This is a genomic window from Arenibacter sp. 6A1 (assembly GCF_012272855.1).
Taxonomy (GTDB): Bacteria; Bacteroidota; Bacteroidia; order Flavobacteriales; family Flavobacteriaceae; genus Arenibacter.
In genome coordinates, this window is sequence record NZ_JAAXCQ010000011.1 from 17,306 (window position 1) to 40,522 (window position 23,217).

Annotated in this window: 23 protein-coding genes; 14 read left to right on the forward strand and 9 right to left on the reverse strand. The window is 37.1% G+C overall.

The window, feature by feature from the left end; translation table 11 throughout:
* Positions 1–112 precede the first annotated feature (112 nt).
* Entirely contained in the window at positions 113–535 is a 423-nt protein-coding gene (locus tag HCG49_RS11335) for a hypothetical protein (RefSeq protein ID WP_168469653.1), read from the reverse strand.
* A 179-nt stretch (positions 536–714) separates the two neighbouring features.
* On the opposite strand from HCG49_RS11335, the gene HCG49_RS11340 reads away from it, so the two are divergent.
* The 3 genes from HCG49_RS11340 to HCG49_RS11350 all read left to right on the forward strand — a co-directional run bounded on the left by HCG49_RS11340 (position 715) and on the right by HCG49_RS11350 (position 3,990).
* Complete coding sequence (locus tag HCG49_RS11340; RefSeq protein WP_168469654.1) at positions 715–1,953, forward strand: PAS domain-containing sensor histidine kinase; 1,239 nt, start codon at positions 715–717, stop codon at positions 1,951–1,953.
* Positions 1,954–2,002: 49 nt separating this feature from the next.
* Entirely contained in the window at positions 2,003–3,049 is a 1,047-nt protein-coding gene (locus HCG49_RS11345; RefSeq protein WP_168469655.1) for a response regulator, read from the forward strand.
* Between the two features lie 101 nt (positions 3,050–3,150).
* Complete coding sequence (locus HCG49_RS11350) at positions 3,151–3,990, forward strand: universal stress protein (RefSeq protein ID WP_168469656.1); 840 nt, start codon at positions 3,151–3,153, stop codon at positions 3,988–3,990.
* 43 nt (positions 3,991–4,033) lie between these two features.
* Here HCG49_RS11350 and trxA read toward each other — a convergent pair whose 3' ends face one another.
* The gene (gene trxA, locus HCG49_RS11355; protein WP_168469657.1) at positions 4,034–4,333 is read right to left on the reverse strand and encodes a thioredoxin; all 300 of its coding nucleotides are present in this window, start codon (positions 4,331–4,333) and stop codon (positions 4,034–4,036) included.
* 224 nt (positions 4,334–4,557) lie between these two features.
* Between trxA and HCG49_RS11360 the strand changes: the two genes are divergently transcribed.
* From HCG49_RS11360 to trxB, 9 genes are all read left to right on the forward strand, one after another.
* A complete protein-coding gene (locus HCG49_RS11360; protein WP_168469658.1) occupies positions 4,558–5,403 on the forward strand; it encodes a universal stress protein in 846 nt (281 codons plus the stop codon).
* A 20-nt stretch (positions 5,404–5,423) separates the two neighbouring features.
* A complete protein-coding gene (locus HCG49_RS11365; protein WP_168469659.1) occupies positions 5,424–6,281 on the forward strand; it encodes a universal stress protein in 858 nt (285 codons plus the stop codon).
* Between the two features lie 169 nt (positions 6,282–6,450).
* A complete protein-coding gene (locus tag HCG49_RS11370; protein WP_168469660.1) occupies positions 6,451–7,299 on the forward strand; it encodes a universal stress protein in 849 nt (282 codons plus the stop codon).
* Between the two features lie 628 nt (positions 7,300–7,927).
* Entirely contained in the window at positions 7,928–9,079 is a 1,152-nt protein-coding gene (locus HCG49_RS11375; RefSeq protein WP_168469661.1) for a hypothetical protein, read from the forward strand.
* Positions 9,080–9,146: 67 nt separating this feature from the next.
* The gene (locus tag HCG49_RS11380; protein WP_168469662.1) at positions 9,147–10,772 is read left to right on the forward strand and encodes a BCCT family transporter; all 1,626 of its coding nucleotides are present in this window, start codon (positions 9,147–9,149) and stop codon (positions 10,770–10,772) included.
* An 8-nt stretch (positions 10,773–10,780) separates the two neighbouring features.
* Positions 10,781–11,638 carry a universal stress protein gene (locus HCG49_RS11385; protein ID WP_168469663.1) on the forward strand — a complete coding sequence of 286 codons (858 nt, stop codon included), beginning with the start codon at positions 10,781–10,783 and terminating at the stop codon, positions 11,636–11,638.
* Positions 11,639–11,918: 280 nt separating this feature from the next.
* Complete coding sequence (locus HCG49_RS11390; protein WP_168469664.1) at positions 11,919–13,304, forward strand: MBL fold metallo-hydrolase RNA specificity domain-containing protein; 1,386 nt, start codon at positions 11,919–11,921, stop codon at positions 13,302–13,304.
* A gap of 57 nt (positions 13,305–13,361) precedes the next feature.
* Entirely contained in the window at positions 13,362–13,784 is a 423-nt protein-coding gene (locus tag HCG49_RS11395) for a hypothetical protein (RefSeq protein WP_168469665.1), read from the forward strand.
* Between the two features lie 421 nt (positions 13,785–14,205).
* Positions 14,206–15,177, forward strand: a complete 972-nt coding sequence (trxB, locus tag HCG49_RS11400) for a thioredoxin-disulfide reductase (protein ID WP_168469666.1) — start codon at positions 14,206–14,208, stop codon at positions 15,175–15,177.
* A gap of 74 nt (positions 15,178–15,251) precedes the next feature.
* Here trxB and HCG49_RS11405 read toward each other — a convergent pair whose 3' ends face one another.
* The 7 genes from HCG49_RS11405 to HCG49_RS11435 form a co-directional block, all read right to left on the reverse strand.
* On the reverse strand, positions 15,252–15,698 hold the full coding sequence (locus HCG49_RS11405) for a hypothetical protein (RefSeq protein WP_168469667.1): 447 nt from the start codon (positions 15,696–15,698) through the stop codon (positions 15,252–15,254).
* Positions 15,699–15,821: 123 nt separating this feature from the next.
* Positions 15,822–16,874 carry a pyridoxal phosphate-dependent aminotransferase family protein gene (locus tag HCG49_RS11410; RefSeq protein ID WP_168469668.1) on the reverse strand — a complete coding sequence of 351 codons (1,053 nt, stop codon included), beginning with the start codon at positions 16,872–16,874 and terminating at the stop codon, positions 15,822–15,824.
* Entirely contained in the window at positions 16,874–17,884 is a 1,011-nt protein-coding gene (locus HCG49_RS11415) for a dipeptide epimerase (RefSeq protein WP_168469669.1), read from the reverse strand. Before HCG49_RS11415 ends, HCG49_RS11410 begins: the two co-directional genes overlap by 1 nt.
* Positions 17,885–18,009: 125 nt before the next feature.
* Positions 18,010–18,735, reverse strand: a complete 726-nt coding sequence (locus HCG49_RS11420) for a head GIN domain-containing protein (RefSeq protein WP_168469670.1) — start codon at positions 18,733–18,735, stop codon at positions 18,010–18,012.
* A 102-nt stretch (positions 18,736–18,837) separates the two neighbouring features.
* Positions 18,838–20,553, reverse strand: a complete 1,716-nt coding sequence (locus tag HCG49_RS11425; RefSeq protein ID WP_168469671.1) for a PspC domain-containing protein — start codon at positions 20,551–20,553, stop codon at positions 18,838–18,840.
* Complete coding sequence (locus HCG49_RS11430; RefSeq protein WP_168469672.1) at positions 20,550–20,891, reverse strand: PadR family transcriptional regulator; 342 nt, start codon at positions 20,889–20,891, stop codon at positions 20,550–20,552. Before HCG49_RS11430 ends, HCG49_RS11425 begins: the two co-directional genes overlap by 4 nt.
* Before the next feature lie 166 nt (positions 20,892–21,057).
* Positions 21,058–21,540 (reverse strand): DUF4870 domain-containing protein, encoded by a 483-nt coding sequence (locus HCG49_RS11435; protein WP_168469673.1) that lies wholly within the window; start codon positions 21,538–21,540, stop codon positions 21,058–21,060.
* Positions 21,541–21,673: 133 nt separating this feature from the next.
* On the opposite strand from HCG49_RS11435, the gene HCG49_RS11440 reads away from it, so the two are divergent.
* Positions 21,674–22,129: a DUF4442 domain-containing protein gene (locus HCG49_RS11440; protein WP_168469674.1), complete on the forward strand. Its 456-nt coding sequence runs from the start codon at positions 21,674–21,676 to the stop codon at positions 22,127–22,129.
* A 240-nt stretch (positions 22,130–22,369) separates the two neighbouring features.
* Complete coding sequence (locus tag HCG49_RS11445) at positions 22,370–23,164, forward strand: TIGR00266 family protein (protein WP_168469675.1); 795 nt, start codon at positions 22,370–22,372, stop codon at positions 23,162–23,164.
* Positions 23,165–23,217: the final 53 nt, after the last annotated feature.

The window sequence follows — 23,217 nt, forward strand, 5'->3', positions numbered from 1 at the left end:
GATATTTATAATTCAATAATAGATTGAGTGTATTGTTAAGCTACTATTTTTTCTGCTGTTTTTACAATATTGAAATTCTGTAATGGGTAAATAGGCTTCAGAGGATATGATCTCATTTTGTTTTGAAATTCAAAAGGGTAGGGGCGGTAATTTTGAAGATGTCTTTTTTTGCTAGTTTGAAAGACTCCGTAATATCGTGCATCGTTTTTTTAAATTTTAATTGTTTTTTGATTAATTCCAATGCCGTTTCTTTTGGTGCAAAATAGGGAATACAAGCAAGCTCAAATTTTCGATACTCAATTTTTTGGATGAGCTTGTCACATTTAATTCTTAGGGACTCAAAGCGGATTAAAACTTGCCTTACATCGTCCAAATTTTTATTTTCTGGACTATTGGAAAAATACCGGTCCAATAAAAGCTGTAAAACAATAAGTTCTTCCTTGTATTGGGATAAATCGGACATCCAATCTTCTAAAGAGTTGTAAATTAAGGATATATTTAATGGTTGTTTGTTGGTTGATTGAAATGAATCCATAATGATGTTGTTTATTTTTATAAATTTAAGGAGCCCTTTTTGGTCGTGACATGATTTAAATCATTTCGACCTATTGAAAAACAGCTTTTTAACGGTGGAAATAGAAATTTTATCAGCTCCTATTTTAAAGAATACGAAAAAGAATCCTTAAGGGCATTAATATTAAAGCAGCTCGGATAATGAAGACTTTTGAAGGGAACAAGTCGTTTTTTCTACTGCTTACCCAAGCGGTATCTCAAGGAATTGTAATAATAAATCAAGAAAGTATTATTATAGCTGCTAGTGAACGTACCTATGCCATGTTTGGATATTCGGAAGATGAGGTAATAGGAATGCCTATAGAAGGGTTAATGGTTGACCAGGATAGACAATCTTGTAGTGTTGCGGTAGATACCGTGTTTAATAACATAGAAAACATCAACATAATTTCTAGTACCCCATTAATAGGACAGCGGAAAAATAAAGTGGAACTGCCTTTGGAAATAGTTTTGTTTAGGTTTCAAGATCATGGCCGAAGATACGCTTTAGCACTGTTTAAGGACATGACTGCTCTAAAAAACAAGGATGTTGAAATACATGAACTGCAGAGTCAATTAGAATTAAAAATAAAGGAACGAACAAGGGAACTTCGCGATACGGTGGCTATTCTTAAAAAAGAAATAAAGCGAAGGGAGAAGGCCGAAGCCCAATTGGCCTTGACACTTCAAAAGGAAAGGGAATTAAATGAATTAAAGACAAAATTTCTTTCCCTGGTATCCCATGAGTTTAAAACCCCCTTAGGAGGTATTCTTACCTCTGCCACTTTGGTAGGGAAGTATAAAACAACTTTAGACCAAGAGGTAAGGGATAAGCATCTAATTAAAATTATTGGTGCGGTACAGCATCTTAATTCCATTTTAGACGATTTCCTCTCTGTAGAACGATTGGAAAAAGGGAAAGAGGTTTACCATAAAACAAATTTTTCCCTAAGTAAAATTGTCAACGATGTCATTTATAACGCTAATATGCTTTTAAAGAGTGGGCAACGCATTAATTATCCAGCAAATATAGATGAAGTTGTCATTCGGCAGGATGAGAAAATTGTATCTTTAGCATTAACCAACTTGTTGCACAATGCTATTAAATATTCTCCAGAAGATATGGAAATTGATGTACAAGTGGTATTGTGTAAAGAAAAAGTCATTTTTCATATCATAGATAAGGGGATAGGAATTCCCTTTAAAGATCAAAAACATATTTTCGAAAGATATTTTAGAGCAGAGAATGTTTTGTTAACCCAAGGTACCGGTATTGGTCTAAATATCGTAAAATCGCATATAGAAAACTTAGGCGGAAAAATATATTTTAGTAGTGAACATGAAAAAGGCAGTACCTTTTCATTAGAGTTTCCTCTCATAGAGCAAACATCCCAAAAATAGACATGAAAGTGATAAAAAGTGCTTTTTAAATCTTTCAAAAAATGAGTATATGAGCAAAATTTTAATCATTGAAGATGACCCGTTATTACGCGAAAATACTGCGGAATTATTAGGTTTGTCTGGTTATGAGGTGTTTACGGCTGCCAATGGACAAAAGGGGGTTAAGGCTGCAAAAGAACTGTTGCCAGATTTGATAATTTGTGATATTATGATGCCGGTGTTGGATGGCTATGGGGTTTTAAAGGTGCTTTCTATGGAAGAAACCACCAAATTTATCCCTTTTGTTTTTATGTCGGCAAAAACAGAAAATAAGGATATCCGAAAAGGGATGGCCCTGGGGGCCGATGATTATTTGACCAAACCCTTTGAAGAAACAGATCTTCTTGGGGCTATCGAGAGCAGGTTGGCAAAAATAGCCATCCTAAAAGAAAGAAATTCCTTGGCGTTGACAGTAGGGGACGTTTTTCAAATTGCGACTATCGATGATTTAAAATGTCATATTAAAAACAAAGGAAAATCGTATGATTTTAAAATAGGAGAATACGTATATAAGGAAGGGGATCATGTAAATATGGTGTTTATTATAATAAGGGGGGTCGTTAAAACACATAGATTAGATGAACAAGGAAAGGAATTGATTACGGGAGTATATAAGGAGAGCGATTTTTTTGGGTTTGGTTCCTTTGGCAATACGCCCTTTTACGCAGAATCAGCAACCCCCTTAGAACATACAACCTTGGTAGGGTTAAGGAATGAGGAATTTCGGAATATATTACAACAAAACAGTCTGCTTTCTTATGAGTTAATGAAACTATTAGCGGTAAACCTTTCAGAAACTAAAACGCAACTCTTGGAAATGGCATACGGATCGGTTCGTAAAAAAACGGCCAGTACCATTTTAAAATTTGCCGAAAAACTAGAAACCGATGCGGAAGGGTGTATTCATATCTTACGAACAGATCTGGCAAGTGTCGCTGGAATGGCCACGGAAACATTGATAAGAACCCTCTCGAGCTTTAAAAAAGAAGGCCTAATAGAAATAAAAGATAGAAACATTAAGGTAATCGATATTGAAAAGTTGAAAAAAATTCAATAAAATCAGGTGTTTTGGCTTGCTTAAGGCAGTATGATAATAATCATTTACTAACCGCTGATTCTCAAGTATTTTTAAGGAAATAAGTTGTAATCCTAGAAGACATGAGGCAAATCTTAATTCCAACCGATTTTTCCAACAACTCTTGGAATGCCATTAATTATGGACTACAATTTTTCAAGAAATCTAAATGTACTTTCTATCTTTTGCACATCATTCCAATATTCTCTTTTTCAGAATCCTTAAATGAATCAGCGAATTCATCGGCCGATCTACAGGAACAATTGTTGACTGAAAAACAGGCAGACCTACAAGAAGTGATCGATAAGATTGAAAAGAATTCCCTGAATCCAAAGCACCGTTTTATAGGTGTTGCAGTGTATGACTTTTTTATAGATGCTATTCGGAAACAAGTATCGGATAACCATATAGATATGATCGTTATGGGAACCAAAGGGGCTTCCGGTCTAAAAAAAGTAGCTATAGGAAGTAATACCGGAGATGTTATCACTAAAGTAAAATGTCCCTTATTGGCGATTCCTGAAAACTCTCAGTATCTAAGACCAAAGGAAATAGCATTCCCCACAGATTTTCATATGGGGTTCGATTTAAAAGTGTTGGATACACTTTTAGATATAGCCAATAGAAATAAGGCTATAATCAGAGTACTGTACATTTCTAAAAAAGAAGAAAGCTTAAGTTTGGAACAAACCAAGAACAAAGATTTTCTGAACGATTACTTTTCAGATCTGCAACATAGTTTTCATTTTGTCACAGGAAATAAAATGGAAGCCGCTATACAGAGTTTTACAGAGCGCAATGACATTGATATGATTGCCATGGTTGCAAAAAATTTAAATTATTTTCAACGTATTTTATTCAAACCAGCCGTAGAAGAAATAAGCTACCATACTAAAATCCCGTTTTTGGTTTTACACGAGTAATTAACACGCAATGTATTCCATTATTAAAATCTCCTTTTTGATGTTATCCTTTGGATTTTATCGTATTGATTAAGGCCGCTTTTTGTACAATTCCAGATTCTCGCCACACCTGTTGCCCATTTTTAAATAAAATCATCGTAGGGACTCCGCGTACATTGTATTTACTGGCTAATTCCTGGTTTTTGTCTACATCTATTTTTATGATTTTTACCTCATCGCCAAGCGCTTCTTTTACTTGTTTAAGGATAGGAGCCAAAGATTTGCATGGTCCGCACCACTCTGCGAAAAAATCAATTAAAACGGGACTATCCGATTTTAAAAGTTCATTAAAGCTAGTTTTCATGTTTTGTAAGATTTATAGAGATTACACCTACTTATTGTACGTTTCTAAAAGGAGTATTGCCTATGTGGCCCTTTTAATTGATGGAAAATTCTTGAAATAGCCCTAAAACATATTTCTTTAATACCTATTAGTATTCAAATATACCCTTTTTAACCTGATTGATATCATGTTTATTTACAATATGTAAGGTTAAATTTGAACGTATAAGCTAGTAAAAATAACCCATGAGAAAAGTTTTGATTCCAACAGATTTTTCCGACAATGCTTTTAACGCATTAAAATACGCCTGTCAAATTTTTAAATACGAAACCAGTGAGTTTTATATTATGCATGCTTATGCGGATGATGTGTACAATCAGGAAATTAATACCGATCGCAGTTTGTTGGAGGTAAAAAAAGAAGAGTGCTTTCAGGAATCTGAGATAAAGCTCAAAAATATTTTGGCTGAGATTAAAAAATATTCCCCAAATCCAAATCACACTTATTCTACGCTTTCCAAATTTGGTTCGTTAATAGATGAAACAAATGACTTGGTTAACGAGCACAATATGGATATTGTCGTCATGGGAACCAAAGGAAAAACCAATGACCGGCATCTCACCTTTGGCAGTCATACCCTGCAAGTATTAAAGTACATTCAGAGTCCTGTATTGGCGATTCCTGAAAACTACGAATACAAAGCACCTAAAGAAGTGCTTTTTCCTACCAATTATTTGGTGCCGAACAAACGCAGGGAACTTAAATTATTATGTGAGATAACAGCCTCCTTCAGGTCATCGATACATTTATTGTATATAGACCCTATAAAAGTATTGACACTCCGACAGGAAGACAATTTAGAGTTTATTAAAAACTCTTTAAAAAAGGCAAAAATCATCACGGCCACTAGTGCAGAAAAGGACAAAGCAAAGGCTATTACCAATTTTATAACCGAACATAAGATAGATATGTTGGTGATGGTACATACAAGACACTCCTATTTAGAAGATATGTTGTACCAATCTACCATAGACAAAATAGGTCTGCATATAAAGATCCCTTTTCTGATTTTTCAAAACCTAGCTCGTTAAAAAACTAAATACGATCCCTTATGAAGCGCATTTTGATTCCTACCGATTTTTCCGAAAATAGCTATAAAGCAATAGCTTATGCTTTACAGTTGTTAAAATCTAAAAGCTGTACCTTTCACTTGTTAAATACGTATACTCCCGCAATATATCAGGCCGAGTATTTATTGCACAGTCCGGCACAAATAGGGTTGGGCGATATTTACCAGACAAATTCGGAGACCCAGCTAGAGGGATTAAAAAAGAAGCTTACCACCCAATTTAAGAATCCATTACATGAATTTGTGACCCATACAGCCTTTAATGTATTAGTAGACGCCATTGATGAGTTGGTGAGTAATGAAAGTATAGATCTCGTTGTGATGGGTACACAGGGTGCTACAGGTGCCAAGGAGATTTTCTTGGGAAGTAATACCGTACATCTTTTAAAACGCGCTAAATTCCCTGTTTTGGCCGTGCCCAACAACTACGGGTTCAGGCTTCCTAAAAAGATTTTATTTCCCACAGATTATGAGATAAATTATAATACTGTCTTATTAAAAGAGATGCTCTATTTGGCAGATATTCATAATGCCAAGATAAAGGTGATGCATATATCACAAAATTACGAGCTCAGTGCAGAACAACAAAAAAACAAAAGTAAATTAACCGAACTTCTTGCAGGGGCGGTACATCAATTTCACGACCTGCCAGATCAAGGAATAATTGAAGGTATAAACAGCTTTCAGCAAACTCATGAAACAGATGTTTTGGTCATGGTTAAAAACAAACACAGCTTTTTGGAAAATCTTTTTCTTAAACCTGTCATTAACCAAATAGGATTCCATACTAACATCCCCTTCTTGGTGCTGCCTTATAATTTGTTACAGGAATCTAAATGATTTGGTAGAAACTAAATCTTGCCAACCTTAAATGTTTTTTAATTTGCAGTGATAGCTATTGTTGTTTGCTCTGGAACAAGACGGTTTCTGCCATTTTTAAACGTATTATGGCCATGGTCTTCACAGTCATGAAATTTACATTTACCAGCCGAGTTAAATGGATGAAAATATGGACAAAAGAATTTTATTGCCGACAGATTTTTCAAGGAATTCCCTTAATGCCATTATATACGCATTGGAATTTTTCCAGGATCAAAAATGTCATTTTTATATTTTGAACGCCTATTTGGTAAACGGATATTCCATAGACGATTTTAGAGTGCCCGTACCGGGAAATAAGGCTCATCAAACAGCTCATAATGCTTCTCAAGAGAACCTTCAAAAGGTTCTGGAAAAACTAAAACTTCACCAAAACGTACACAATCATACCTTTCATACCATATCAACCAACAATTCCTTGAGCTATGGTGTTAAAAATATAATCACTAAAAAAGATATCGATCTGGTGATCATGGGTACCAAAGGGGCTACCGGGGCAAAAACTATTATTTACGGCACCAATACGGTGGCAATTATGGAAGAGGTCACTGAATGTCCGGTGATGTCGATTCCAGAAGAATTTAAATTTTCTCGGCCCAAGGAAATTGTTTTTACCACTAATTACAAAGCCAGTTTTAAACGTAGGGAACTACTTCGCTTAATAGAGATCGCAAAAATACATCATACCCCAATAAGGGTGCTACATATAATGGAGGACCTTGAACTTAGTTCATTGCAGCAAAATAACAAGGAATTACTCGAAGGTGTTTTAGAGTCTTTGGAGCATAGTTTTCATCATCTTTCACCAATAAACATCCATAAGGGAATAGGGGCCTTTATTGAAAGTAGGGGGAGCGATATGGTAGCCTTTTTAAATAAAAAGCATCATTATTTCAAAAGTATCTTTACCAACCCCTTGGTAAAAGAAATAGGCTACCATGCTGATATTCCAGTCCTAGTGCTAAATGATTATACCTAAAAGAATTTAAGGCGCTGTTCTCATACCTGGTGCGATAAAACGGAAGAAATTCACTTAAAAATGAGGTTTTTAATTTAAAAGGAACAGCATTATATGATTTTTAAAACTATCAAAGTGTACCATTAAACTGGAGTTTTCATTTATAAAGTATTCAAAAACTCATAATAATTAATCATAATAAGTACCTTTGCATCTTATATGTCGACGTCCAAACTGTCTTAGTTGTCTGCGCCGGATAATTAGTCCATACAAATACATATCGAAGAGGTTTAACATTGACTAACCTTTAGAAAGTAAAAATTTTCAGTACTACTAGTAGTAGCATAATTTACGGTTCCCTTAATGTTTCTTCAAGTAGCCATAGACTTATTGGAGCAAATCGACAAGAAGAATTAAGAGCTGTTCGGTAACAAACGAAAGGATCTGGTATAGAAGGTACAGCTTTGTTTTTGGAACAGTTTTTTTAGTTCCTTTTTTGAACTTAAGGTTTTATCCTAAATATGCGGATATTCTTGTGTATTTTATACTTTTTTAATTAGTTAGGACCCTAAAAGTGTTTTATAAATACCTGGAATTTTTGCAGCAATAATAATTAAATACTAGTTTATCCAACTTTTAAAATCACTTAATGATAGAGAAAATCACTCATTTACAATTCCCAAAAACTATTTGCCTTGCATTTCTTGCCTTGCTAGTAGCACTTCCTGTTATTGCTCAGGAAAAACCGGAATTAAAAATTGGCGGAGCATTGCGTTTCAACTATAATTTATCGTCCTGGAAAGAAGGTCAGAAAAAGCGTGGTGGAGATTTTGGATATGATATGTTCAGGGTAAATGCCGAAGCAGCCTACAAAGGAATATTTCTGAATGCCGAATACAGATTGTATTCTGAAGGTTTTGGAGGTGGATTCTTAAAGCAGGGTTGGGTAGGGTATAATTTTAACGAACAAGATCAAATTCATATTGGTTTAACACAGGTTCCTTTTGGAATTCAACAATACAATTCTCACAACTGGTTTTTTAATTTGTCTTATTATGTAGGGATGGAAGATGACCATGATATGGGGGTGAAATACTTGCATTCAGGAGAAAAAATTGAATATCAATTGGCCTTCTTTAAAAATGCGGAGGAATTGAGATTTGGTAACTATACGGAAACTTCCCCAAACAGATATTCCTATGACATCACAGGTAGAAACAAAGAAGTAAATCAATTCAACGGTAAATTTATTTACAAATTTGGGGAAGAATCAGCCAATAGATTGGGCGTTTCCTTGGAATATGGGGGGCTCTACAATTTAGATACCGAAGAAATGGGCGATCATGCTGCTATTGCCGCTCATTACGAAATAACGAAAGGAAAATGGAATGGAAAAGCACAAGTTATTACAGCTTCCCATAACCCAGCGAATGCGGAAGGAGAATCTACAGATGTAGTTATGATGGCTGCCTACGGAGCGCCTTATGAAGTTGCTTCCGATTTTAATATGTATTCTTTGGCCATTTCCAGAAATGTTCCGGTAACATGGGGGCCTGTTTCAAATTTGCAGTTTTATAATGATTTTGGTTATATGCAGAAAAAGACCTTCGGATTTACCGATTCTTATATGAATGTAACCGGGGTTTTGGTCTCTGCCGGAAGTGTGTATATGTATATAGATTACGCCGCGGGATACAATCATTCTTGGTTAGGAGGAAATTTTGTGGACGATTTCTCCAAAGGGAATCCGGACGCCAAATGGGAAGCAAGGTTTAACATCAATATTGGCTACTATTTTTAAAATTCACACATAGTACAGAGAGGGTAAAACTCTTGAAAATTAATTACATTAAAAAACAAAATACTTTATGGCAAAGAAGATTATAAGAAGTGATGAAAGAAAACCCGTTTTCGGATTGGAGGTGAATGGTCCTGTGTTTTTTACATCGGCTATTACTATTATCATCATTATAACATTAACCCTGATGTATAAAGAAAGGGCAGAACAATATTTTACCGCAATCCAGGATTTTGTTTCAAGGAATGCCGGTTGGTTTTTTATATTAAGCATAAATATTTTTCTAATATTTATGATCTATCTGGCCTTCAGTAAATTTGGACAGTTACGGATTGGAGGGCAAAGTGCAAAACCCGAATTTAAAACTATTTCCTGGTTCGCAATGCTATTTAGTGCGGGAATGGGAATTGGATTATTGTTTTGGAGTATTTCAGAACCAATCTATCATTTTTTGAGTCCGCCAATGGCAGAAGGCGGAACTGCCGAAGCTGCCAAGGAAGCCATGAAATTTACCTTTTTACACTGGGGATTTCACGCCTGGGCCGTGTATGCATTGGTTGGATTATCCCTAGCGTATTTCACGTATTCTCGTGGCCTTCCCCTTACTATTAGATCGGTTTTTTATCCTTTTTTAGGAGATAGAATTTACGGAAAAATTGGAGATGCTATAGATATTTTCGCTGTACTCGCCACTTTATTTGGCCTTGCCACTTCTTTAGGAATGGGGGTTCAACAAATTGCGGCCGGATTAAATCACCTTTTTGGAGTGGATAGCGGTGTACAAACTCAAATTATGCTAATTGCCGGAATAACCTTGGTTGCTACCATCTCAGTTGTTTTGGGAGTCGATAAAGGGGTGCGGATTTTGAGTGAGTGGAATATGAGAATAGCGGTGTTATTTCTCTTGATAGTATTAATATTGGGGCCAACGATCTTTATATTTAAGTCCTTTGTACAAAATACAGGGAATTATTTATCCGGATTTCTTGAAGTTGCAACTTGGACAGAAAGTTTCACTGGTTCCAATTGGCAAAATACCTGGACCCTTTTTTACTGGGGATGGTGGATTGCCTGGTCTCCTTTTGTAGGAATGTTTATTGCCCGTATTTCTAAAGGGCGCACCGTGCGTGAGTTTATTTTAGGAGTATTAATAGTGCCTGCAATTGTAACCTTTTTTTGGATCTCAGCTTTTGGTAGTACAGCGATCCATCAGGCACTTCTTGGAGATGATATTATTATAAATGCGGTAAATGATAATGTTGCCACCGCTCTGTTTGTGTTTTTGGAAGATTATCCTTTTGCCTTTGTTCTAAACATTATTGCCGTAATTTTAATCGCAGGATTTTTTATTACCTCTTCAGATTCCGGATCTTTAGTGGTAGATAATTTAACCTCCGGAGGTAAAATAGATGCACCGGTAGGACAAAGAATTTTTTGGGCCATTGCAGAAGGAAGTATTGCAGCGGTCCTTTTAATAGGGGGCGGGTTGCAAGCACTGCAAACAGCCACTATAGTAACAGGACTGCCCTTTGCAGTGATTTTATTGATTATGTGCTTTTCCCTATACAAAGGCTTAAGCGAAGATTTGAGAAAATTGAAAAAGCGGGAATCCCAAAAAGAACTTGAAAATTACGAGGAAATAGTTTCTGCCATCGTTAAAAAACGAAATATTAATCAGCAAAACAATATTAAATAATTCTACTCATGACTGATATAAAAAACATCCTGGTCGCCTTAGATCTTTCAGATATCGATACTACCCTAATTGAGTATGCATCATTTATTGCTCAAGCCCTAAAGGTTGATAAAGTATTCTTTGTACATAATATAAAAAAATATGAGATTTCAGAATTATTTGATGAACAGCTAAAGGAAATTAACCTCGACGAAATAATAGGGGATGAGTTAAATGAAAAGGTAGAAGAAAAATTTACCTCTTCTGCCGAATGGGAAGTCCTTATTTCAGAAGATCCTTATTCCGAATCCCTTATCAATTATATTGTCAATAAGTATCAGGTCCAGCTTGCCATAATAGGAAATAAAAACAGGTCAAAAGGTACTGGAGTCGTAAGTGGAAAATTACTACGTCTTTTAAAGTGCAATATTCTGTCGGTCCCAAAAAATGCGGAACCTGTTATTTCCAATATTTGGGCAGGAACAGATTTTTCAAGTGCTTCCAGAAAGGTTTTTGGAGTGGCAGAAAGTTTGCAGAGAGCCACAGCGGCAAAAGTAAAAGCGGTGCATGTATTTAATGTGCCCGTTCAGTTTTCTCCTTATATTCCAAAAGAACATCTCGATCTGAAGATAGAGAATCATTTAAAAGGGAAGTATGAGAAATTCATTAAAAAAATCAAATATCAAGGAGATTTAACTTCAGAAATTATTCCAGGAAGAGATAGCGGAGTTGCAGAAAAACTGCGTATCAAAGCCCAAACTTCCAAGGTAGATCTTATTATTGTTGGAGACAAAGGAAGAAACACCTTCTCATCCTTGCTTGTAGGGAGTGTGACCGAGGAGCTTTTTAATCAGGACTTGGATGTGCCTCTATGGATCGTAAAGTAGTACATTAAACCTTGAGAGAACCAATAGGAATGCGTTTTTCGATCGTACGTTGACACTTCTGAATGGGTGCATGGTCCGTATTTTCACAGACCTATAAATGACAATGTAGTCTCGCGAAAAACAAAATGAAGGGGCTTAAGAAATATTTGCAAAAAGGCAAATGTTTTTTAAGCCCCTTATTTGTAGTAGTTTATCTTCTTTTTCTTACCTTTAGTTATACGGGTCCTGTCCCCTTACCCAGTTTAGCGATTATTTTTATTACGAATTAAAATATTCTGATATGCAAACTGTAAAACTTCATTTCTTAGGTGCCTCGGGCACTGTGACAGGATCGAAATACTACCTAGAAACGTCTGAATGTAATATCATGATCGATTGTGGGATGTTTCAAGGATTAAAGGAATTGAGAGAACTGAATTGGAAGCCACTACCTATAGACGCATCAAAAATAGATATAGTACTGCTAACCCATGGGCATTTTGATCATATCGGGTATTTGCCAAGATTGTTGAAAGAGGGGTATAATGGTACAATAATAGGAACCGAACCTACACTGGCCATTACAGAAATCGTATTAATGGATAGTGCTAAAATTCAGGAAGAAGCAGCAGAAAGGGACAACGAGGAAGCCTTAAGTGTGCATCAACCTGCAATGCCTTTTTATACCATAGAAGAGGCCGCCCTGACGTGTAAAAAATTTCAGGTTGAAAAACGGGACAATTGGCACTCCCTATCTACAAATATAAAATTCAGGTATCGTTATAACGGTCATATTTTGGGGGCTACTTTCATTGAAATGGAGGTCTTTGGTAAACAATTTGTGTTTTCCGGAGACATCGGGCGACCGCTAGATTATTTATTAGATGCTCCGGAGCGGCCCCGTTGGGCAGATTATTTATTGTTGGAAAGTACCTATGGCAATAAATTACATCCAAAAGAAAATGTGGAGGAAGCCTTAAAAGCATTGGTCAATAAAACTATTCTGGAAAAAGGAACTTTAATTATTCCATCCTTTGCTGTAGAGCGTCTTCAATCTTTAATGTATATTTTTTGGAAACTTTACAAAAAAAACAAAATTCCCGACATCCCCATATTTATAGATAGTCCCATGGGAAACAATGTACTATCGGTATTCGAAGCTTTTCCGAAATGGCACAAATTAAGCCATGAAGAATACCTTGCCATGAGAGATCATTTTAATATTGTAAGTTCTTACCGGGAAACCTGGGAGACCATTGACGATCCTAGGCCAAAAGTGGTTATTGCAGGTAGCGGTATGGTCACTGGAGGAAGGGTGTTAACTTATCTGAAGCAACTTGTCGATATAACGACAACCACGGTACTGTTGGTAGGGTACCAGGCCGAAGGCACAAGAGGAAGGCAGCTGCTAGAGGGGGCCCATGAATTAAAACTCTTTGGGAAATACTATCCGGTTAAAGCTAAGATCGAACATTTTGAAAGCCTTTCTGCCCATGCCGATCAGGAAGAATTGCTACATTGGTTAAAAGAAATTAAAAATATTCCGGAAATGGTTTTTTTGGTGCATGGAGAACCCTTGGCTTTAGATGCTTTTAGGGTGAAGATAAAGGATAGTTTGGGATGGCTGGTTAAGGTGCCAAAACTCTATGAAACCGTTGAAATATTAATTGATGCAAAAACTGATTAATATCATAGCATTGCGCCTTTCAGTACAATAGATTTGTGGTTAATTAAGGGGGCAAACATGAAAAAGAGCTTTAATATAGAAGACCAGAATAAAAAACTGGAGGTATTATACCGAGACACGCAAAATTGGAAATCAAATCTAAAATTTTTGGAAGATGAGGCGCAGTTTATTAGCCAACTATTAAATTCTTATGTGTTTGAGCCGAATACCCCCAACCTTTTTGAACGATTGCAGGACTATGGGAATCGAATGACAACTGTGTCCCAACAAAAGAATGTTCTTAACGAACAAATAGCGAACCATGAAAAAAGTTTGGGAGGCATGTTGGAGTGTAAGGACGAAACCTGTGATTTTACCTACTATAATAAACACGAAGAACTGCAAAACGAGGTAGATCGTTGTTTAAATAGTTTTAAGGAGGTTAAAGCCGAAATATTTAATTATGCCGGGGGAATTTTAAAGAACCGAAAAGAAAATTGAGACCTTTTAGGAGAGGCGTGTAACATACCTTATAGCTGCAAGAAGTGAAGTATTCTATGATAACGACACAGGTCTAATTTTAAAGTCCGGTAACACTGCGAGGATAATTCCTCTTTAAGAATTCTGTACAATCTCCAAGATTTTTTCCTATTATAAAAAGTAATTGCCTTTATTGAAAAAAGGAGGTAACTTTCGCAATTAATTTAAGGTGGAAAAGCGTTTCCTAAAATGGCATATATGTGTTCATTGAGATTATAAAAAGATGGTATCTAGTCTCCTATGTAGATTGGGTCATGGAAAAATAATAATAATGAATTTTGATATTCTCTATTCTATTATAATAACTTTTTATAACTTTTGAACTATGGTTTTTATGGAAACACCTACTTTTGCCATATAACATGTATTGAAGATTTTGATTATGACAGAAAAAATAGAACGTTTAAAAACGCTGATTATAGGCTCGGGACCTGCAGGTTATACTGCAGCAATATATGCAGCAAGGGCAGATTTAAAACCTGTTCTATATACCGGAATGGAACCTGGTGGACAATTGACTACAACTACGGAGGTAGATAATTTTCCAGGGTACCCAGAAGGAATAGACGGACCTACCATGATGGTACAATTACAGCAACAGGCAGAAAGGTTTGGTACAGAGGTTCGAATCGGAATGGCTACGGCTGTTGAGTTTAGTGATGAGGTTGGAGGTATTCATAAGATTACTATAGACGACAGTAAGGTTATAGAAGCAGAAACGGTCATAATTTCAACCGGAGCTACTGCCAAATATTTAGGGATTCCTAGTGAACAAAAGCTAAGAGGTGGCGGAGTATCTGCGTGTGCCGTATGTGATGGATTCTTTTACAAAGGACAGGATGTGGCGATTGTAGGTGCTGGTGATACCGCAGCCGAAGAAGCTTCCTATTTGGCAAATATTTGTAAGAAAGTAACCATGTTGGTGAGAAAAGATCATATGCGTGCTTCAAAAGCGATGCAGCATAGGGTTGAAAGTCTAGACAATATCGAAATCCGTTACAACACTGAAGTAGATACCGTATTAGGAGATCAAGTGGTAGAAGGCTTAAGAATGGTCAATAATGTTACCGGAGAAAAAGAAGATATTTCTATTACCGGATTATTTATCGCTATTGGACATAAACCTAACACCGATATCTTTAAAGGGCAATTGGAAATGGACGAAACCGGGTATGTTATTACTAAAGGGAAATCGACCAAAACAAGTAAGCCTGGTGTTTTCGCTAGTGGAGATGTTCAGGATAAAGAATACAGACAAGCCATTACGGCTGCCGGAACAGGATGTATGGCAGCATTGGATGCTGAGCGTTATTTAGCTACTATAGAATCTCCAGAAGAGGTTTCCAAGGCATAAATAATATCTTATAAAATGTAAAAACCGCTCCTTACTTTGAGCGGTTTTTATATTTTTAATAAAGAAGTTATATTTTATTTGATTCGAACATAATTCTCAGAAAAGGTCCTGTTTCCTTCTTCGTCGACTGTAATTTGGCTGTAGGTATCCTTGTTCAGCACTAGTTCAAACTTAAATTCCCTTAAATCCCCTGCAATTTTCACCATGGTGGCAGACATGTATTCAATATTTTCGGTCAGGGAGTTTTCTGTGGTCGAATAGCTACCATAACCAAACCATTCCGAAGAATCTATAGGGACGTAACGGGTCCACATAACTTTTCCGTTATAATACATTTTAATTTGCCGATAACCATCCGTGGTCGGAATGGTTTTAATAACATCGGTACCATCGTAATTGTTAAAGCTAACAAGCTCCCAAGTACCTTCTAAGGAGTGTTCGTTTTGTAGTTTTGGAGATGTAAAATTAGTTGCTGAAACTAAAAATAACACCATAAAAACCAATCCAAGTAGTTTTTTCATGGGGTAAGGTTTTAGTGATATATAATATCATGATTACCACAAAAAGTTACAAAATAATTTAGACATAACCCATAAAAATGAAAAAAATATATTATTAAGATTGATTCTTGAGAATAATTTAATTTATGGAGAAAAAAATGTTTTAAGCAACAGTGAAAGTCTTTCAATATCCTTTGGCGTGTGTTGGGCATTGATAACAATTCTGCTCTTCATCTCGGCCGAGGCGTCGGGATAATGAAAATTGGTCACCAACACCTTATTCTTTTCCAAATATTCTGATAGGGCAGGGTTTTTAAAACTAAATGCCGGGTGATATGGCATGCTGGTAAAATGGATGTTTTGACCTAATTTCTGCTTAAATAAAGCAATGTTCTTTTGTAGTGCGGTCCTTTTCTTATGGAAAATCGCAGTGGTTTTTATTAGCGTAGCCATGGCTGCCGGGGCAGCTGGACTAGCACCTCCAAAAAAGGGGGTGTTTGTAAACTGGTCGATTCTTGATTTTGTCCCAAAAATGGCGCCGGCCTGTATACCTAAACTTTTTCCTAATGAACAACAAACGATAAGCTCCATTGGAGCTAGGCTTAATAAATAGCGATACATAGAACCTCCTTGTGTGCCCAAAATTCCAATACCATGTGAGTCGTCGGCAATGAGGATGACCTTATCTAAGGGAAGCGATTTTAAGCCTTCAAAATCGGGGTAATGAGTACCCGAAAAATCTACGGTATCCAATAAAACTAAAGGAACGATATGGGGCTTCTGGGCCAAATGTTCCCTTAAGGCAATAGCCAGGCTTGCAAAGGTACTATAGGAACAAACATTGCTTTTGGAAAGAGAAGCATGGGTGTTTGGGGCGTAAAAAAATTCAAATGTGGGCTTATCAAAATATTGAACGACCATTTGTCCGGTTAAGTAACCCGAAGAAAGCGTGGTACAGGCCTCGCTACCTACTAGGTTGCATAGATAGTTTTCTGTTTGTTCATAAATCGAAAAACGGATGTTCGAATTCCTGGAAGCTCCATAATGGGTACCGTATTTTTTTATATTGGCGATGTGCAGGTCTTGAAAATCAGCATCGCCCTGTAGGCCTAGATAGGAAGTACCGCCAAAATATAAAAACTCCTCTTGTTCCAGTACAATGGTTCTACCCGGAAACTCGTCAATATAATATGCCATTATCGCATTTTTATACCGCTTCCCCCTACGGTCGGAAAAACAATATTTCCGTTTTTTTCTATAATAACCCCATCGGCAATATCTTCCTTAAGAAGCATGGCTCCATCCATATCAACATAATCTAATTGCGGAATAAGCTGGGCAATGGCCGAGATGCCTACGCTAGATTCCGTCATACAACCTACCATAACCTTAATGCCCATGGCTTTAGCCTCGGCGATCATGCGTCGGGCAGGAGTGAGTCCGCCACATTTGGTCAATTTTATATTGATGCCGCTAAAATGAAGTCCACATTGCGCTACATCAGTCTCAACAATACAACTTTCATCGGCTATTACAGGGAGTACACAATGTTGCTTTACTTTTTTCATGCCTTCCCAATCATCGGCCTTTAAAGGTTGCTCAATAAATTCGACTCCTAGCTTTTGTAGGATCGGAGCATTGGCAATGGTCTCTTCAGCGGTCCAGGCACAATTGGCATCTACCCGAAATATAGCATTGGTATGCTTGCGCAATTCTCTTACAATGTCGACATCTTCCTTAGTGCCCAGTTTTATTTTATAGATAGGCCAAGGCGTCTCCTTCATTTTCTCTACCATTTTAGGTATTGTGTCTATACCTATTGTATAATTAGTAATGGGGTAGGTGCTGTTGTCTGTTTGCCAAATGTCGTACAAGGGCTTGTTTGCTAGTTTTCCGTATAAATCATTGGCGGCAAGGTCTAAGGCACAAATAGCAAAATTGCTTAAGTTTTTAGATACCAGAAAGGCATGAAAAGTTTCGGGAAGAGTAAAATTGAAATTTTCGATTTCGTTTCTAACGGCCTCTATTTCGGCTCTCATACTTTCAAAAGTCATCTTGTAATAAGGATTTGCCGTGGCTTCGCCATAGCCAGTTTCCCCATCGAGAGAAAGACCAACGATCATGGAGTCTTGAAAATCGTGTGATTCGCGAGAAATACTAAAAGTGTGCTTTAAAGGAAGCACATACTTGGTGATACTTATTTTCATAGGGATGGTTAAAGGACTAAGATAAACAAACGACAGCGCTTTTAAAATGAAAACCCATTGAAAATTCAATGGGTTTTTATATATATTAAAAAGTTCCTTTTTAGGGGTGTTAAGATATGGGGGTCTTAAAAATGAGATACACTGCCCGAACTCGTTTTGCGTTGTGTTACCTCTGCCTTTCCAGTATAGGAAATATGGCCTCCGCTACTGGCATCGGCTTCTAAGGAGCTAGAAACGTTTATTTGTATGTTGGCGCCGCTGCTGGCCTCGGCTTGACACTTGTTGGATAGTAGGTTTTTGGCCTCTATAGAAGCACCGCTACTAGCTTTTGTAAATAGGTTACTTACCTCACCGCCCAAGGTAATGGAAGCACCGCTACTACTGCCTACATTGATATCTTCTGCCATAAGCTGCTCTACTTGAAGCCTAGAGCCACTGCTGGCACCGAGTTTTACATTTTTGGCGGTAATAGTGTTTTTGGATCGCAAATTGGCGCCACTAGAGGTTTCCAAGGAAGTAATCTCGGGTAACATTACAAAAACTTTTTTGGTAGCCTTCCCTATATTTTCCCGGGCGTGGATCCGTAAGGTCCCATTTTTTATGTCTGTACCAATAAGGTCTAACACGTTTTCATCGGCTTCTACTAAAATCTCGAAATCATTCCCTTGGGTAATAAAAACGTTTAAACCTGCCGAAGCTGTGACGGCTGTAAAGTTTTCCTGAACGGGGCGTCGCTCTTCGGTAATAATGCCGTTCCCCTTTTTGCCTGCTCCAAAATTAAGATCAAAGCCACAGGAGGATATTAAAATAGCGATGATTAGGCTGATTAAAATTCGTGCTAATGTTGTCATGATGGTTGATTTTTGATTGATAAATGTAAACTCTATTTCTAAGAAAAATTAAATATCGATGATGGATAGTAGTATTTGAGGGACGAATTGTATGTCTTGTAGCTAGTTCCCTGTCTTAATTTTTACACCGTTCTCGTCAATTTTCATTTTAAAAGAATCTCCATTGTCTTTGAGGTCAATGTCGATACCTTCCTTGTTGATTAAAATTTTATTGTTTTCCTTTTCATCGTGCTCCTTTTCTGTGGGACAGTTTACACATTCCAGGGCTCCATTAGCTCCCATTTGCCACAGGTAATCCTCCATATTTAAAAAGTCAATATCACGATCTGTTTTTGTGCGATAACCCAATTTGTTTTTTGCCGATTTATCTAACCGTACTACGGTTTCTTTAGGAAGGTATAGGGTAACCCTTACGTCCTGTGACCTGATCTTATTTGCTGCGGCAGTAACAAAAAATCTATCTAAAATTAGTTTGTTGCCTTTTAACTCATAATTATAAGCGATTTTGCCAGCTCTATCTTTGGCATCGTTGAAAGAGTGTCCGCTGGCGTCCTTGGTGATTTTAATATGTGCTTGTTCGTCATCGGAAACCTTCAAGTTAAATCTGACTTCATCGTTAAACAATACCTTTTCTCCCTTATCGTTGTAAGCAACCCTCATTCCGTCAAAATCATAATCCTCCTGATATTCATATAGGTCACTGCTTTTCATAGCAATTTGTAAGGTGTCCAAGGGAATATTATAAGGTAGTATCTCTTTGGTGGTAGTACTTCCGGTATAGGCATGGGCTGTTGCTTGCTGCACTCCAAGGACAACCAAAGCTACCATTGACAGGAACCAAAGTCCTACTAAGGAGTATTTAGCGATACTTCCGATAGATTTAAGATTGTTGATCAAAACCTTCAATCCCAAATAAAGAAGGAAGAAAAACGGGATTCCGATGGCAAAAAAGGAGAATAAGGATACCAGCCAAATAGGGGTTCCGGTAGAGTTTATCATGTCGTAAAAATCAATTCCAGGGATGTGAATGATGTCTAGGACCCCGACGGTAAAAAGACCAATAAACAAACCCACTAATCCGGCGGCGCCAAGGATAATCAGAAAGATGCCAAAAATTTTGCCGATGATTTTAAAAAGAAAGGTGATAATCTCTGCTAGGGCGTCAAAAAAATTTTTACTGCCTTTTTTGACTTTATTCCCTACTTGTTCATAATCTACATTTTTTACCTTTTCCGCAACATCCTCAAAGCCTTCTTTAACTTTTTTTTCAATAGTACTGATGTTCACGGTTTCACCGGTCATATCCAATTTTTGAGCTGTAGTAACCGCCTCAGGGATAAGGATCCATAACAAGGCATAGATGAATACAAATCCACCCCAACTAAAAATGGTCAGTAGAATCCAGATGAGCCTTATCCAAAGGGCATCGATTCCAAAATAGTGCCCTAAACCAGCGGAAACACCCCCAATATATTTGGACTCTATGTCACGGTACAATTTTTTGATCCTAATGGGGTTGGAAGCCCCTTTGGGAATATCTTCAAAGATATCTTCGTCTACCATATAATCTTCTGGTTGGCCCATAATATTGATAATTTCATCGACCTCTTTTAAGGTGATTACCTGTCTTTCGTTTTCCATTTTCTCGTGGAACAACTCAGCAATCCGAGCCTCTATATCAGCAATAATTTCATCGCTTCCGCTGGTATTGGCAAAAGACCTTTTTATGGCCTCCAAATACCGCTGCAATTTGCTATAGGCTACTTCATCTATGTGGAAGAATAAATTGGCCAGATTTATATTTATTGTCTTGTTCATTTTTGGCTATTTTTTGTATTTGTAATTAGGTTCGTTGCATTTCTTAATTCGTCCCAAGTAGTGTCTAGTTCCTTTAGAAACATTTTTCCCGTTTCTGTTAGGGTATAGTATTTACGAGGTGGTCCCGAAGTAGATTCCTCCCAACGATAATTAAGAAGCCCTGCGTTTTTTAACCTTGTAAGCAAAGGGTAAATAGTTCCCTCTACAACAAGCATTTTAGCGTCTTTAAGAGTTTCTAGGATCTCAGAGGTATATTTGTCCTCCCCGTCTAAAATAGAGAGAATGCAATACTCTAAAACGCCTTTTCGCATTTGCGCCTTTGTGTTTTCAATGTTCATAGTGGCATGATTATAATAATTTAACTGTTCGTTTTTTTGAGCCGTAAACCATTCAGTTGTGAAGCTCTAATTGATGATGGGCAATGGTTCCTACTTAAGGGAACACATTAATTGATTTGATGAATAAACTCTGGTTTGAAGTGTGATGAGCACTTTTATAAGTTGACTATTTTATAAAATTTATGGTTAACGGGTATTTAAAATCTTGGCCTTCGTTACTCCTGATGGTTGCTAAAATGGTATAAACAATATTTATTATTGATAGCATTACCTGCCCCAAAACAAGTATCCCAACTGGCCAAATAAAACTTGGGATATGAAAATTTTGACTATCCAGATGTATAGAGAAGTCCTCAAAATTCATTGGAGCAATAAAATTGAAATTTTCCCAAAAGATGACTTCCGATATTACGCCTATAAAAAAAGGGATCGTTAACATAACTAAGAACAGGGAGTACACCAAAAGACTAATTTGGAAATTTAAGGCCCGTTTGCCCTGTTCGGCAACATATTCATATGTCTTCTTGTTGGCAACCCAAAGTATCAATGGAACAATAATATTTCCAAATGGAAATAAATACTTAGAAAAAGTAGAGGCATGTATGATGGAGGCCAAATTTCTTTCGTGTTTATCTACTGTTGTTACCATAACATAATAGTTTCTTATGCAAATATATGTCTAAAAGAAGGTACTATGCAAAGCAAAGTACTGTATATTAACATAAATTTAACTTTTAGTCCTTCGGTTTTTTTCAATACTTTTAGAAAAAATAACTATTCATATGGGGGCAAACGCAAGTAAATTCAACACCTTTACCTTTTTTAAGCTTCCATCGGCATGGTGGTGTGGCGTACGGCTACGACATTTAGATGAAGAGAAGGCCGTGGTAACGGTACGGCATAGGTGGATTAATCAAAATCCGTTTAAATCTATGTTTTGGGCCGTTCAAGGAATGGCTGCACAACTATCGACAGGAGCTTTGGTAATCAGTAAAATAAAAAGCAGCGGTAAAAACATATCCATGTTAGTAGCGAATAACAAGGCTTCATTTACAAAAAAAGCTACCGGAAAAATTACATTTAGTTGTGACGATGGACATCTTATTCAAAAAACTGTAGAAAAGGCGGTAAAGACGGGAGAAGGGCAGACCTTATGGATGACATCTGTAGGTAAAAATGAAGAGGGAGTTGTGGTTTCTACCTTTAATTTTGAATGGACCCTTAAGGTGAAGGGGTAAGATCAACTGTAAACTGCGCTAATTAGTAGCGTTGGTATGTAGTTTGGCAGCTGCGAATAAAGCCCCAAAACCTACAGAAATAAAAGGGGAAAATAGCTAAAAAACTTATAAAATACGCTTTGTTACTTGTAACAAATTGTACTTTAGTTTTACCTATAGAAAGATTTTAGGTTAAAACGAAGAGCAAACAGTTTATATCGTTTTACCAATTTTAGAGTTTAACAAGATAACTTACAGAAAATGAACGCACATGAAATAGATTACCGTATTTACGGGGAAGAAATGCAATATGTAGAAATAGAACTCGACCCTCAAGAAGCGGTAGTCGCCGAGGCAGGTAGTTTTATGATGATGGATGCCGATATAAAAATGGAGACCATTTTCGGAGATGGATCGAACCAGGATAGCGGCGTTCTGGGAAAATTGTTTTCTGCAGGGAAACGATTACTTACCGGGGAAAGCTTATTTATGACGGCCTTTTTAAATGTTGGGCATGGGAAAAAGCAGGTGAGTTTTGCCTCACCATATCCGGGGAAAATAATTCCTATTGACCTTGCGGAAAAACAAGGGAAATTTATTTGTCAAAAGGATGCCTTTTTATGTGCCGCGAAAGGAGTTTCCGTAGGCATAGAGTTTTCACGTAAACTTGGCCGTGGACTTTTTGGTGGGGAAGGGTTTATTATGCAAAAGCTAGAAGGCGACGGAATGGCCTTTGTACATGCCGGTGGTACTATGGCTAAAAAGGTCTTGGGACCAGGCGAAGTATTAAAAGTAGATACGGGCTGTATCATTGGTTTTTCACAGGAGATAGATTATGATATCGAATTTGTAGGAGGTATTAAAAACACGGTTTTCGGTGGAGAAGGCCTGTTCTTTGCAACCCTGAGAGGGCCTGGAACAGTCTATATTCAATCCTTGCCATTTAGTAGGCTGGCAGGCAGAATCGTTGCTTCTATTCCTGGAGGAAAAAGCAAGGGCGAAGGAAGTGTTTTAGGGGGATTGGGAAATCTTCTGGATGGTGATAACCGTTTTTAATAGCACGACATATAATTTCCCCTCCCCCGAAAGGCGAGGGGAATTTTTTATAC